Annotated in this window: 10 protein-coding genes; 5 read left to right on the plus strand and 5 right to left on the minus strand. The window is 34.9% G+C overall.

Going from position 1 to position 14,080, the window contains the following annotated elements; translation table 11 throughout:
• The first annotated feature begins 12 nt into the window (after nucleotides 1-12).
• The 4 genes from HRU50_RS12910 to HRU50_RS12925 all read left to right on the plus strand — a co-directional run bounded on the left by HRU50_RS12910 (nucleotide 13) and on the right by HRU50_RS12925 (nucleotide 5,761).
• Entirely contained in the window at nucleotides 13-876 is an 864-nt protein-coding gene (locus HRU50_RS12910; RefSeq protein WP_296351509.1) for a GLPGLI family protein, read from the plus strand.
• A gap of 100 nt (nucleotides 877-976) precedes the next feature.
• Nucleotides 977-1,858, plus strand: coding sequence for a GLPGLI family protein (locus HRU50_RS12915; RefSeq protein WP_296351510.1), 882 nt, complete (start codon nucleotides 977-979; stop codon nucleotides 1,856-1,858).
• Between the two features lie 116 nt (nucleotides 1,859-1,974).
• Complete coding sequence (locus HRU50_RS12920; protein WP_296351511.1) at nucleotides 1,975-2,850, plus strand: GLPGLI family protein; 876 nt, start codon at nucleotides 1,975-1,977, stop codon at nucleotides 2,848-2,850.
• A 142-nt stretch (nucleotides 2,851-2,992) separates the two neighbouring features.
• On the plus strand, nucleotides 2,993-5,761 hold the full coding sequence (locus HRU50_RS12925) for a carboxypeptidase regulatory-like domain-containing protein (protein WP_296351512.1): 2,769 nt from the start codon (nucleotides 2,993-2,995) through the stop codon (nucleotides 5,759-5,761).
• Nucleotides 5,762-5,879: 118 nt separating this feature from the next.
• On the opposite strand, the gene HRU50_RS12930 is transcribed toward HRU50_RS12925, so the two are convergent.
• On the minus strand, nucleotides 5,880-7,715 hold the full coding sequence (locus HRU50_RS12930) for a hypothetical protein (protein WP_296351513.1): 1,836 nt from the start codon (nucleotides 7,713-7,715) through the stop codon (nucleotides 5,880-5,882).
• Between the two features lie 91 nt (nucleotides 7,716-7,806).
• On the opposite strand from HRU50_RS12930, the gene HRU50_RS12935 reads away from it, so the two are divergent.
• On the plus strand, nucleotides 7,807-8,001 hold the full coding sequence (locus HRU50_RS12935; protein ID WP_296351514.1) for a hypothetical protein: 195 nt from the start codon (nucleotides 7,807-7,809) through the stop codon (nucleotides 7,999-8,001).
• Between the two features lie 111 nt (nucleotides 8,002-8,112).
• Here HRU50_RS12935 and HRU50_RS12940 read toward each other — a convergent pair whose 3' ends face one another.
• The 4 genes from HRU50_RS12940 to metK form a co-directional block, all read right to left on the minus strand.
• The gene (locus HRU50_RS12940) at nucleotides 8,113-9,882 is read right to left on the minus strand and encodes a hypothetical protein (RefSeq protein WP_296351515.1); all 1,770 of its coding nucleotides are present in this window, start codon (nucleotides 9,880-9,882) and stop codon (nucleotides 8,113-8,115) included.
• Nucleotides 9,883-9,951: 69 nt separating this feature from the next.
• On the minus strand, nucleotides 9,952-10,395 hold the full coding sequence (locus HRU50_RS12945; protein ID WP_296351516.1) for a carboxypeptidase-like regulatory domain-containing protein: 444 nt from the start codon (nucleotides 10,393-10,395) through the stop codon (nucleotides 9,952-9,954).
• A gap of 147 nt (nucleotides 10,396-10,542) precedes the next feature.
• Entirely contained in the window at nucleotides 10,543-12,366 is a 1,824-nt protein-coding gene (locus HRU50_RS12950; RefSeq protein ID WP_296351517.1) for a hypothetical protein, read from the minus strand.
• A gap of 149 nt (nucleotides 12,367-12,515) precedes the next feature.
• Entirely contained in the window at nucleotides 12,516-13,769 is a 1,254-nt protein-coding gene (gene metK, locus HRU50_RS12955) for a methionine adenosyltransferase (RefSeq protein WP_296351518.1), read from the minus strand.
• Nucleotides 13,770-14,080 lie beyond the last annotated feature (311 nt).

The raw sequence follows: 14,080 nt of genomic DNA on the forward strand, positions 1-14,080 counted from the left end.
AAAATCAATCAAATGACAACAATTATTAGAGTAATGGTCTTGGCGCTTGTGATGGTAGTTTCTACCATCGCTAGTGCTCAAGATTTTCAAGGAGTGGCTACCTACAAGACACAACGTAAGTTAGATATAAAAATGGATAGTACAAGCACATCTGCTGTGTCAAAGGAGATGCATGAACAAATGATGGAAATGATGAAAAAGCAGTTTCAGAAAACTTTTAAGCTAACCTTTAATAAAGAAGAATCTGTTTATAAACAAGATGAAGAATTAGACAAGCCAAATACGGGTATGGGAAGTGGTATTCAAATTGTAGCGATTGGCGGAGGAGGCGGTTCTGACGTATTATATAAAAACACTAAAGAACAACGGTATGCTGAACAAGTTGATACCTATGGTAAAATCTTTTTAGTAAAAGATAGTATTGAAGGGATAGAATGGAAATTAGGTTCTGAGACAAAATATATTGGTGAGTACCCTTGCTTTAAAGCAACATACACCAAAGAGGTCGAAAAAATGAATGTTAGTTTTGGTAGTGATGATGAGGAAGAAACTAAGGAGACAGAAATGGAAGAGCGTACAGTTACCGCCTGGTATACACCTCAAATCCCTATTAATAATGGTCCAGATAATTATCAAGGACTTCCTGGACTAATTCTAGAAGTCCATGATGGTGATTTAACTATAATCTGTAGTAAAATTGTCCTAAATCCAAAGGAGAAGGTAGAGATTAATGAGCCAGATAAAGGTAAAGAAGTGGATCAAGAAAAGTATGAGGCTATTATGGAAAAGAAAGCAAAAGAGATGATGGAGCGTTTTAGACCTGCCAAAGGCGATAGAAATAATGGTAATAGTTTTAGTATTAGTATAGGTGGCTAAAAACAAAGTCTTTATTAATGTTAATATTATGATAAACGGAAGCTATGTGTTTAATGTATAATTATATTTGTTAAACAAAACAATTTAATTTTCGTTGATTATGAGATCTTTACTATTAAAAACAGGCTTATTTGTCTCACTTTTTTTATTCGTTTTAATACCAAATTCAGATAATGTTGATGCAGCCACGGTTAAAGCTGACGATGAATTTCAAGGACAAGCATTTTATATGTCTAAGTCTAAAATGGAACTTGGTAGATGGGGAGCTCGCATGAGTGAAGCTCAAAAGAAGCAAATAGCGGCAAGACTTAAAAACAGGTTAGAAAAGGAATACATTTTAACTTTCAATAAAGAGGAAGCAGTATTCTATGAAGATGAAAAACTTGATGCTATGTCTGGCGCTACCGATTCTTGGGGAAAGAATTTTGCACCAGGAAGACAATATAAAAATGTAAAGACAAATACCCAGATTCAAAATCAAGAATTTTATGGAAAGAAGTTTTTAGTTAAAGATAAATTGCAAGACATTAATTGGATATTAGGGAAAGAGACGAAGCAAATAGGAAATTACATGTGTTTTAAAGCAACCGCTTCAATTCCTTCTAATGATTTAGCATGGTACGATTTTTCTTGGGGTAGATTGAGAAATAATCAAGCTAATGAAAAAAAGGCAGATTCAATTAAAACTGATGAGACTGATGAGCCAGAAATTGAAATGACTGAAGTTGAAGCATGGTACTCACCACAAATTCCTGTGAGTCATGGTCCTCTAGAGTATTGGGGTTTACCAGGTTTAATTTTAGAAGTAAGTGCCGGTAATACAACAATGTTGTGTACTAAAATAGTAATGAATCCTAAAGAGAAACTTGAAATAAAAGCACCAGACAAAGGTAAAGAAACAACGAAAGCTGAATATCAAGTTACAGTCATTGAAAAAATGAAGGAGTTCAGAAACAACCGCATGGGTAGAAGACGTGGTTAATTTATTAACAGAAGTTTAACGAATATAAACTTTACTTTTATCATCTATAAAAGTCTAACATGATGCTTCATGTTATTAGGAGCTTAATTAAACAATCTACGTTATAAATTTTTAAGATGAAAAAATCACTTTTACCAATTATTGCAGTACTGCTGTTTTCTTTAACGACTGTCCTATCAGCTCAAGATTTTCAAGGAAAGGCATATTACCAAACTAAAACTACCATGAATCTTGATGAATGGGGCGGAAGAGAAATGAGCCCAGAACGAAAGAAGATGATTCAGGAGCGCATGAAAAGTTTTTTAGAAAAGCAATATGTCCTAACTTTCAATAAGGAAGAATCCGTTTATAAGGAAGATGAAAAACTAGAGATGCCTGGTCAGCGTGGTTGGGGTGGTTTTGCAAGTAGTTTTAGTGGTGGTCCTAAATATAAAAATGTAAAAGAAAAAGAACTTTTACAAGATCAAGAGTTTTTCGGGAAAGAATTTTTAATTAAAGATGAACTGAAATCCTTAGAATGGAAAATGGGTACTGAAACAAAAGTGATAGGTAACTATACTTGCTTTAAGGCAACTGCAATAAAAACTGTTGATGAATTTGATTGGCGTAGTATGAGACGCAGACAACCAAAGAAAGAAGAGAAAGAAGCAGATTCTTCCCAAACGAAGAAGAGTGATGATCCTATGGATGAAGTAGAAGTTCCTAAGACTATCGAAGTTACAGCATGGTACACGCCTCAGATTCCAATTAATCAAGGGCCAGACGATTATTGGGGATTACCAGGTCTTATATTAGAGGTGAATGCTGATAGAACTACAATCCTTTGCACCAAAATTGTAATGAATCCTGAAGAGAAGGAAGAGATAGAAAAGCCAACTAAAGGAGAAGAAGTAACACAGCAAGAGTATACCGAAATCATCACTAAAAAGATGAAAGAAATGCGCGAAATGTATGGCGGTAGAAGAGGTAGAAATGGTGGTAGACGCAATTAGAATAAAAAAGAATGAATGCTTTTGTTAGCATTATCAATCAAAAACGAATAAGCACAATTATGAAACATTCGAATAATTAGATCTAAAAATTTCGATCTTTTGAATGTTCCATCTGACCAACCAAAAAAACAAGTATCAACAGATGAAAAAAATAGTATCACTGCTATGTTTTATAGTAGCCATGAATTCTTTTGCTCAAATTAAGATGCAAGGAGTTGTTAAAGATAGTATCGGTGCACCATTAGAATTAGCAAATGTTATTGCTATTAATCAGGAAACCAATGCTTTAGAGTCTTTTGGGGTAACTAATGATAAAGGAAAATACGTATTATCATTGAGTAAAAACCAAAAATATAAGTTACAAGTAAGTTATATTGGTTACAAATCCATTGAAGAAATTTTCACAACTAAAGAGGCGAATGTTACCAAGGATTTTGTGATGCTTGAAGACAATTCTTTAGATGAAGTAGAGTTAACCTACGAAATGCCAGTTACCATAAAAGGGGACACCTTAATATACAATGCAGACTCCTTTAAAAACGGATCTGAAAGGAAACTTGAGGATGTTTTAGAGAAAATGCCCGGAATGGAAATAAATGAAAACGGACAAGTTGAAGTAGAGGGAAAAGTTGTAAATAAGTTAATGGTCAATGGTAAGGATTTCTTTGATGGAGATACCAAGTTGGCAACAAAGAATATTCCCGCTAATGCTGTTGATAAGGTTCAGGTGCTAAGAAATTATGCAGAGGTAGGGCAATTGAGTAGTGTTAGAAATAATCAAGATAACGTTGCTATAAACATTAAATTAAAAGAAGGAAAAGAAAACTTCTGGTTTGGTGATGTTACTGCAGGTGCAGGTACAGCTCCATCACCTAATGACGAATTATATTTGGTGCAACCCAAATTGTTTTATTACAGTCCTAAGTACAGCATCAACTTTATTGGTGATATGAATAATATAGGTGAAGTCGCTCTAACTAATCGAGATTTAAGAGGTTTCGGTGGCGGTTTTAGATTGCCAAGTAGAACGAGTGGAACGAGTATTAATTTAGGTGATAACGGACTTGGCGGCTTAACTAATATCGCAGATGCACAAGAAGTAACAACAAAGCTGGGTTCTGCTAATTTTAGTTATTCACCAAATAGCGCCTTAGATTTAAGCGGTTTTTTAATTTATAATGTCAGTAGATTAAGAACCCGAGAGGAGAATTCTTTTGACTACATTGAAGTAGAAGATGACCCTAATACACCAATTGATGAGTCTACACTTACACCACCAGATGAAGAAACGGTATCAACAGGTAGAGAAGCTTCTAACCAGTTTATTACAAAGCTAAGTGCCTCGTACAAACCCAATGTAAATAATCAGCTAGATTATGATGTTTTAGCAAGAGTATCTGATGATGAAGAACGTCAAAATTTAGTGTCTTCTATTGTTGGCGCAACAAATCAAGTAGATCAGGTGAATCCTTATAGTATTAATCAGAATTTAAACTACTATTACACTTTAGACGAGAATAACATCTTTGCTTTTGAAGCACAACACTTAATTAAAGATGAAGATCCTTTTTACAATGCATTGTTAGTGAATAATCCTGGTGATAATGGTGATGCTTTTGACGCTACTGCTGATGATGTTGGTTTTGATGTCAACCAGCTAGCTTACGATATTAACCAAGAAAGACGTGTAAAGTCTAACCAATTAGATGCAAAACTAGATTACTTTAATATCTTAAATGCTAAAAGTAACATCAATCTTACATTAGGTACCATATTGAGTAACCAAAAGTTTAATTCTAATATTTTTCAATTTTTAGATGATGGTACACGACTTAATCCTGTGCCAGATATTACAAACGAAGGTAATTTGGTATCTGCTAACAATGACGATGTAGACTATACCTTTAGTGATGTGTATTTAGGTGTACATTACAGATTTAAAACAGGTAAGTTTACATTTACTCCAGGTGTGTCTTTCCACGCGTACAGCAATAGAAATACGCAAGGTTCAGAAACATTTGAAGATAATTTCTTTGATGTATTACCAGATTTTGAAATGCGTATTCAGTTTAAAAAGAGTGAATCTTTACAGTTAAATTATAACATGACTAATACGTTTACCGATGTTACTAATATTGCTGAAGGTTTGGTAATGAATAATTTTAATAATTTTCAATTTGGTAACCCAGAATTACAAAATGCGCTATCTCACAACATAAGACTGTTTTATAGTAGTTTTAATTTATTTAATTACACCAATGTTTTTGCAGGTGCCAATTATAGTAGAAATGAAGATCAGATACGTTCGCTTACAAATTTTGAAAGTGTTATTAGAACCAATAGTTTCTTTAACTCGCAATTTGCAGATGAAACGGCAAGTGTATTTGGTCGTGTACAACGTACATTCGGAAAAATAAGAGCAAGCTTAAGAGCTAATTTCACCTATAGTAAATTCAACCAGTTTATTGGTGGAGCACAATCTGTAAATGAAAGTTTTTCTCAAAATTATACGCCAGAGATTCGTACCAATTTTAGAGAAGCACCAAATGTGAGATTACGTTATGGGTACACTGTAAGAACAAATGATCAAGGAGCAAATACCAATAAGTTCATTACCAGAGCACCATCTATTGAGTTTGATGCTTATATCTGGGACTCTGTGACCTTTGTAACTGATTTTGCGTATACAGAACAAGAAAATGCTGGGCAAAAACAAGACTTTAAAACGTGGAATGCCTCATTACGTTACCGAAAAGATAGAGATGCTAAATGGGAGTACTCGCTAAGAGCTTCTAATATCTTAGACATTGATTCTAATATTAGTAATGGTGCTGGTAACATCTCAGTGTTTAGTTCTGAGACTTTTATTCAGCCAAGATTTATCACCTTTAGATTAACCTATAGTTTATAATAAAAGAAAAGCCTTCTCTGGTTGCCGAGGTGTCACACTGAACTTTGGGCACTGAGGCATTCGAAGTGGTCAAAGTGTTCTCGAAGCAGAGAAGGCTCTTAAGGTCTTAATTAAATGCTTATTGGTCTCTTAATACATGAATGACACCGTTAATGGTGTGAGGTACATTCTCACAGTCATCAAATGAGCCATTAAAATTAATGTCAATATACTCACCTATTCCCCCAATTTGAGTAACATTGAATATAATGTTAATCTCACCTTCAAAACAGGGTTCTGGTTCTTGACAGAAAGATATATCTATCCCAGTATCGTTTGCTATAGAACTATCCCAATTATCATAAGTACCTTCCAAGTTTGATTCTTCAAGTACGGCATAAAGAAACAAGCAATCATCTCCATTAGCGGTTCCAGGTTCGGCAAAAATATTTAGAACCGGTAGTTCGTTTAATATAGGGTCATCTAATCCTGTTATCCAAGTACTAATATAGTCAAATAATGTTACCGTTTCGACTCCGTCTATGGTGTATTGAATATATTCTGAAATACTGTTGCAGGCTGAAATAGTTCCAACATTTGTTGCTGGAGTGGTAAATGTAAAGTTAATGTCGTTTGTCGTCTGAAAATTGCTGTAGTCACTTCCTTTAACAGAGAACATTGTATCGTTAGAGCACCTTAATAGATTAATTTCAAAAGCGCCATTAGAAACTTCATCTATAAAGGTTTGGTTTCCATAAGTTACTTGCACATAACCTTCTGTGACTGCATCACCACTACAAGTATTAAAGGTTCCTGTTACTGTTTCTTGGATGATGTCTGTATTGTCTGGTACCACAATAGTAATCGCACTATCTTCATTAAATGGGCCAATATTTTGGTTCAGTAATGAAACGTCACCACAAATGTCATATCCAAAAACTTCTAAAATTAATGACTCATTGCTTGGTACATAACCACATACTTCTCCGTTGTCATTAATGTAGCCGCTAGTTGTACCAAATGTTCCACTAGTAATAGTAACAAGTAAATTATTTAATGGGTTATTATTTTCATCTGTTGCATTAACACAAAGCGTAATGGCTTCGGCTGGGATATCGCAGTTCCAAAATGAAAAGTGAGTAACAGTACCCACGTACATATTGCCTTGAAGTGTAGCAAGACCTTCTTCTTTCCAATATCCTGTTACCTCATCAAAATACCATAATGGAATAGTTGCAGGTACAATACCTAATAGACTATCATCTACTGGAATTTGAATTTCAGAAGTTGATCCTTCCGCAAGATTTAAATCTTCACCTCCAGAGCCTCTTAATTCAACAGCCAGCATACCATAGGTTTGTAGCATACGTTCCGCACCATCTTCATTTTGTGCATAGAGCATACCTGGCATTTGTAGTTCCATATCGTCATCTGTTGGGTCTAAGTGATGAACAATCACATCAACTGAGCCGGAATACGTGGTGCCATCTTCTTTAATAAAATTACCATCAAAGCTTACTGAGCTACCATCATCGGTAGTTATAGTGCTAGAACTTCCGCTATTTACAGAACCTGCAACGGTCTCTTCAAGCATCATAATGGTCACTTTATTGGTGCCATTAGACGGCACAACACTTCTAGAAGCATGAATATAACCGGCTTTTTCTGCTTTAATATATCCGAAACGTTCGTTGACATTAGCCTCGTTAATTATAAACACACCATTACTATCTGTTGTTGCAATGTCGTCACCAATAGAAATGGTCACTCCTTCAATTGGATTATTGTTGTTGTCAATAACATTACCTAGGAAATCTCTGGAAATCTCATTTCCGAAATACTCAGAAAAGGTGTCTGGAATGTTTTCTTGTGGGTCATCATTATTGTTTTGAGATGGCGTGTCGTCTTGTTGACAAGAGAAAATAATTAATGCACAACATAAAATTAAGGACAGAAGGTTTTTAGCTGATTTCATATAACATATTTTTAATAAGAAATATACCACAAATTTAATACCAAAACAACATTTTGATTATCAAAATGTTAAGTTAGAGGTCTATTCTAACATGCGCACTACCAGAAATGCTTCATTACGTTACCGAAAAGATAGAGATGCTAAATGGGTGTATTCGCTAAGAGCGTCTAATATCTTAGATATAGATTCTAATATTAGTAATGGTGCAGGTAACATATTTGTGCGAAGCTCTGAGACCTTTATTCAGCCGAGATTTATCACCTTTAGATTAACATATAGTTTATAATATAGCAAAAGCCTTCTCTGGTTGCTGAGGTTCTCGATAAGAGAAGGCTTTTCTTTTCTCAATATTTTTAAATACCTATAAATTAGGATAAGAAAAGCCCTCTTGTTTATGCTACAAATCAATTCTAACATGAGCATCACCATTGATAGTACTTGTGGTGCCTAGATTTGTGAACGTACCTGAAAAATTGAGGTTAATAAAATCTCCAACTCCAGTACCTACATATGTCACATTTATTGTAATATTTTCTTGTCCAGTAGTTATAGAGCCACTCCCAGGAACTTCAAATTCTAAATTATTTGTATTATTGGTTGAGACCGTATAACTACCAACTTGAGCAGGGAAATCGGCAAGAAAATAACCATTTGTCACTTGATAGATTACAAATCTTTCCTCACCAAGAATCACATCAATAAAATCTGTGTAAAACACTGTAATTGAATCATCAATTACGTATTGTATATATCCATCTTGATCCAAGCAGGTGTTTATCTCTCCAATATTGGTTGTCGGTGATGTTAAGTTATATTCCAAACTTTCTGTTGTTTGAAGGTTGGTGAAATCAGTAGCAGTCAACGTAAATGCATTATTGTCATTTGTTGAGCATCGCATGAGTTGGAATTCGAAACTACCGTTAGTAACATTTATTAAAAGGGTTTGCCCTTCATAAGTCAATTCTACATAACCATTGGTTACTGCATCACCATCACAGGTATTTAGTACACCTGTTATCGTTTCCTGAACCAAATAGGTGTTATCTGGCACAATAACAGTAATAGCGCTATCAGTTGTATATGGCCCAATGGATTGTGTTAATAGCGAATTTGCATCGCAGACATTAGGATCGTATACATTTAATTCTAAGCTTTCTTCACTAGGCACCAACCCACAAACCTCCCCAAGATTATTGGTTAAGCCTGATCTTGTGCCATATGTTATACTTGTAATAGTAACTTCTGCGTTGGCAAAAGGAATACCGTCTTCGGTCGTAACAGTGACACAAAGGTTAATGGCTCTGGCTGGTATATCACAGTTCCAAAAACTAAAATGCGAAACCGTACCTACATACATATTACCTTGTAAAGTAGCTTCTCCTTCTTCTATCCAATAGCCTTTAGCTTCATCAAAATACCATAAAGGTATTGTTGCTGGTGCAATATTCAGTAAGCTTGGGTCTACTGGCATTCTAATCTCAGAAGTTGAGCCTTCTGCTAAATTTAAATCTTCACCACCAGAACCTCTAAGTTCTACATCGAGCATACCTAAGGTTTGTAGCATACGTTCTTCACCATCTTCATTTTGTGCATAGAGCATACCTGGCATTTGCAGTTCCATATCGTCATCTGTTGGGTCTAAATGATGTACAATAACATCAACAGAGCCAGAATATGCGGTGCCATCTTCTTTAATGAAGTTGCCGTCAAAACTTACTGAGCTGCCATCAGCGGTAGTTATAGTGCTAGAACTTCCGCTATTTACAGAACCTGCAACAGTTTCTTCAAGCATCATAATGGTCACTTTATTGGTGCCATTAGAAGGTACAACAGATCTTGAGGCATGGATATAACCAGCTTTTTCAGCCTTTACATACCCAAAACGTTCATTAATCGTAGCATCATTTATTATAAACACTCCATTGGTGTCTGTTGTCGTTGTCTGATCACCTATTGTAATAATAACTCCTACTATTGGATTAGAGTTTGTGTCAACGACATTACCAATAAAATCGCGTGATATTTCATTACCAAAATAATGAGAGAAAGTATCTGGGATAATTTCAGTTTGACTCGCATCACCAGAATCAATGAAATCTCGTTGACAAGATGTTATTGTTATGAGTAAAATAAATAAGAATTTAGAGATAAGTTTTTTGATTTTCATAGCAGTTGATTTTAGTTTTCTTTTTTAAGAGATGCTAAAATCAAGAAATGGTTGCGTGAAAATACTTACTTAATTTTCCCCTTCAGTAATTTGTGGTAGGTTATGATTGTTTTTGCTAAACCAAAATAAACTTAAATCTTCTTGCTTATGAAGTGTGATATTCACCTTTGTGGTGTCATCTGTTGGTGTGACATCAACATGCTCACTTTTATAACCATCTTTACGTACGCTTATGGCCGCTAAATTCTCGTGTGCAGCAACATTATTTAAGTCGAACTTACCATAGGCATCGGTAGTTACTGAAGTATTTCCAATAGTTATTGTGGCGTTTTCAACAGGTTGATTATTGTGGTCTACAATTTGACCTTTTAGGTTTAGTTCTGTTTTATTACCCAAATAATCAGAAAAGGCTTTTGTTGTGTTTGGATTATTTGCTGAACCAAAAGGACTACTGGCAGCCACGAAGATAATACCTAATCCTAGTGCACAAATTATTGTAAGAATTGATTTCATTTTTTGTTTTGATTGATGATGATAATTCCTGCGAATATAAATAAAGAACGTAGGTCTAACGTTAAATATTATATAAATAAAAACTCTCAAATCTTAAATTTTCGATTTGAGAGTTTTGAGTCTATAAAAAACTGATTAACAGATCATTTATTGGTCTCTTAGTGCGTGAATAACTCCTGTTATAGTATGAGGGTCACCGTTAAAATCTTCATAAGAACCATTAAAATTAATGTCTATGTAATCTCCAACATTACCTAATGCTGTTAAATTGTAAGTAATTGTATTGTTGTTGTCTGACATACTTAAGCATTCTCCTATAAACATTCCTGTATCATTGGCTACTCCCCAATCTAAACTATCATAAGTACCTAAATAATCTGGAGTATTCAGTACAGCCCAAAGATAAAAACAGTTGTTCTGATTAGGACTACTAGCAAAAATGTCTAAAGAAGGCCCATCAACTTGCCCTTGACCTACACCATAATAATTAGCGCTAATATTGTCAAAAATCAACACGCTTTCACCATCATCTATTGTATATTCAATAAATTCTGTTATCGTATTACAAGCTGATATTGTGCCAATATTTGTTGAAGGAGTCGTAAACGTATAATTAATAGTGTCTGTAGATTGTAAATTGATATAATCACTACCTTTAACCGAGAACGTCACATCTTCAGAACATCTTAATAAATTAATCTCAAAGGTACCATTAGAGACTTCGTCAAAAAACACTTGGTTCCCATAAGTTACTTGCACATAACCTTCAGTTACGGCATCACCACTGCATGTATTAAAATTACCAGTAACTGTTTCTTGGATGAGGTCAGCATTATCTGGCACCACAATAGTTAGTGTAGAGTCCTCATTATACGGACCAATATTTTGGTTCAGTAATGAAATATCACCACAAATATCATATCCAAAAACTTCTAAAATTAATGACTCATTGCTTGGTACATAACCACATACTTCTCCGTTGTCATTAATGTAGCCGCTAGTTGTACCAAATGTTCCACTAGTAATAGTAACAAGTAAATTATTTAATGGGTTATTATTTTCATCTGTTGCATTAACACAAAGCGTAATGGCTTCGGCTGGGATATCGCAGTTCCAAAATGAAAAGTGAGTAACAGTACCCACGTACATATTGCCTTGAAGTGTAGCAAAACCTTCTTCTTTCCAATATCCTGTTACCTCATCAAAATACCATAATGGAATAGTTGCAGGTGCTATACCTAATAGGCTATCATCTACCGGAATTTGAATTTCAGAAGTTGATCCTTCCGCAAGATTTAAATCTTCACCTCCAGAACCTCTGAGTTCTACAGCCAACATACCTAAAGTTTGTAGCATGCGTTCCGCGCCTTCTTCGTTTTCTGCATATAACATACCCGGCATTTGCATGTTCATGTCTTCATCCGTCGGGTCTAGGTGGTGAATAATAACATCTACCGATCCTGAATATGAGGTACCATCTTCCTTTATGAAATTTCCATCAAAGTTTACAGAACTTCCGTCATTAGCAGTAACTGTACCAGAGCTTCCGCTGTTGACTGTGCCAACAACAGTTTCTTCAAGCATCATAATGGTCACTTTATTGGTGCCATTAGAAGGCACTACAGATCTCGATGCGTGTATGTATCCAACTTTTTCTGCTTTAACGTATCCGAAACGTTCATTGACGTTGGCACCGTTAATAATAAAAACACCGTTACTGTCTGTCGTAGCAGTTTCGCTACCAATAGAAATAGTAACACCTTCAATAGGATTATGGTTAGTGTCAATGACGTTACCAATAAAATCTCTAGAAATTTCATTTCCAAAATATTCAGAAAATGTATCTGGAATATTTTCTTGAGGATCATTGTTATTGCTTCCGGATGGGCCATCATCTTTTTGACAAGCCGTAATTAAGGCTAAAGATAAAAGTAGTATCGAAAACTGAGAGAGTAGTTTAATTCTTTTCATAGTGAAATAGATTTAGTTATACAATAAGTTGTTATTTGGGGTTTCAAGGATATAACAATTATAATTACAAAACTCCTACCTCTACCAGGTTCAAAAAAAAACTCTGACCAGTAAAGATCAGAGTTTAAATATCTTCGATTCATAACCTATTAAAGGTTAAAAGCCGCTTTTACCTTATCTACAAAATCGAGTTTTTCCCAAGTAAATAATTCTACATCTAATGTTTTAGAATCACCATTTGGTTGCGTAAAGGTTTTAGAAATAGTTTCGTTTTGTCTTCCCATATGTCCGTAAGCTGCCGTTTCGCTATACATGGGTTGACGCAGTTTTAATCTGCTTTCGATAGCTGCTGGTCGCATATCAAATATTTCAGCGACTTTATTTGCAATTTCTCCATCAGTTAAATTAAATGGACAAGTGCCATAAGTGTTTATAAATATTCCCATAGGTTCTACAACACCTATTGCATAAGATACTTGTACTAAGACTTCCTCACATAATCCAGCCGCAACAAGGTTTTTTGCAATATGACGTGTTGCATAAGCCGCACTTCGATCTACTTTACTTGGGTCTTTCCCAGAAAATGCTCCACCACCATGTGCTCCTTTTCCGCCGTAAGTATCTACAATGATTTTTCGTCCCGTTAATCCTGTATCACCATGAGGTCCACCGATAACAAATTTTCCTGTTGGGTTGATGTGATACGTAATGTCATCATTGAATAACGCGGCAATATGTTTAGGAAGTTTAGCAATGACTTTTGGAATTAAAATCTCTACAATGTCTTTTCTGATTTTAGAAAGCATCTCTTCATCAGTGCCAAAATCGTCATGCTGTGTAGAAACCACAATAGCATCAATACGTTGCGGTGTGTTATCGTCACTGTATTCTATAGTTACCTGACTCTTAGAGTCTGGTCTTAAATATGTAATGTCTTTATTTTCGTGACGTAATGCAGCGAGTTCTTTTAGTATACGATGTGATAAATCTAATGCCAAAGGCATATAATTTTCAGTCTCATTTGTGGCATAACCAAACATCATACCTTGATCACCCGCACCTTGTTCTTCTTTAGTAGCCTTGTCCACACCACGATTAATGTCTTCAGATTGTTCGTGTATTGCTGATAAAACACCACAAGAATTACCATCAAACATGTATTCGCCTTTGGTGTAGCCAATATTATTAATGGTGTCTCTCGCAATTTTTTGTACGTCTAAATATGTGTTAGACTTTACTTCGCCAGCTAATACAACTTGGCCTGTAGTCACTAAAGTTTCGCAAGCCACTTTAGATTCTGGGTCAAAAGCTAAGAAGTTATCAATTAATGCATCACTAATTTGATCTGCAACTTTATCTGGATGTCCTTCAGACACACTCTCAGATGTAAACAAATACGCCATATACGTTCTTCAATTTATAATTAAAATTTGATGGATCGATTGGTCGCTAGAGAAGTAGAATCATTACTGCTTTAGCATTTAATTCCCAATTAAATTGAACATCTGTTATCCAGATGACTTATAATTGGAAGAGGTTGCAATCAGATCAAATTTTTCCTCTATTATTTAGCTCGGCAAAAGTACGCATTAAAATTAAATTTAGAAACGTTTGACGCGATCATAGTTTTAAAGTTTTCATAAAATGGTAAAGGTTTAAATAACCTAACCTTTTATTTGAGTTTTAATAACAAACAGTAGGCTGAAATTTTTGA

This window comes from Winogradskyella sp. (assembly GCF_013213835.1).
Taxonomy (GTDB): Bacteria; Bacteroidota; Bacteroidia; order Flavobacteriales; family Flavobacteriaceae; genus Winogradskyella.

Coding starts and splice junctions, on each gene's coding strand:
- HRU50_RS12910 (WP_296351509.1), top strand. CDS start 13: ATGACAACAATTATTAGAGTAATGGTCTTGGCGCTTGTGATGGTAGTT.
- HRU50_RS12915 (WP_296351510.1), top strand. CDS start 977: ATGAGATCTTTACTATTAAAAACAGGCTTATTTGTCTCACTTTTTTTA.
- HRU50_RS12920 (WP_296351511.1), top strand. CDS start 1,975: ATGAAAAAATCACTTTTACCAATTATTGCAGTACTGCTGTTTTCTTTA.
- HRU50_RS12925 (WP_296351512.1), top strand. CDS start 2,993: ATGAAAAAAATAGTATCACTGCTATGTTTTATAGTAGCCATGAATTCT.
- HRU50_RS12930 (WP_296351513.1), bottom strand. CDS start 7,715: ATGAAATCAGCTAAAAACCTTCTGTCCTTAATTTTATGTTGTGCATTA.
- HRU50_RS12935 (WP_296351514.1), top strand. CDS start 7,807: ATGCGCACTACCAGAAATGCTTCATTACGTTACCGAAAAGATAGAGAT.
- HRU50_RS12940 (WP_296351515.1), bottom strand. CDS start 9,882: ATGAAAATCAAAAAACTTATCTCTAAATTCTTATTTATTTTACTCATA.
- HRU50_RS12945 (WP_296351516.1), bottom strand. CDS start 10,395: ATGAAATCAATTCTTACAATAATTTGTGCACTAGGATTAGGTATTATC.
- HRU50_RS12950 (WP_296351517.1), bottom strand. CDS start 12,366: ATGAAAAGAATTAAACTACTCTCTCAGTTTTCGATACTACTTTTATCT.
- metK (WP_296351518.1), bottom strand. CDS start 13,769: ATGGCGTATTTGTTTACATCTGAGAGTGTGTCTGAAGGACATCCAGAT.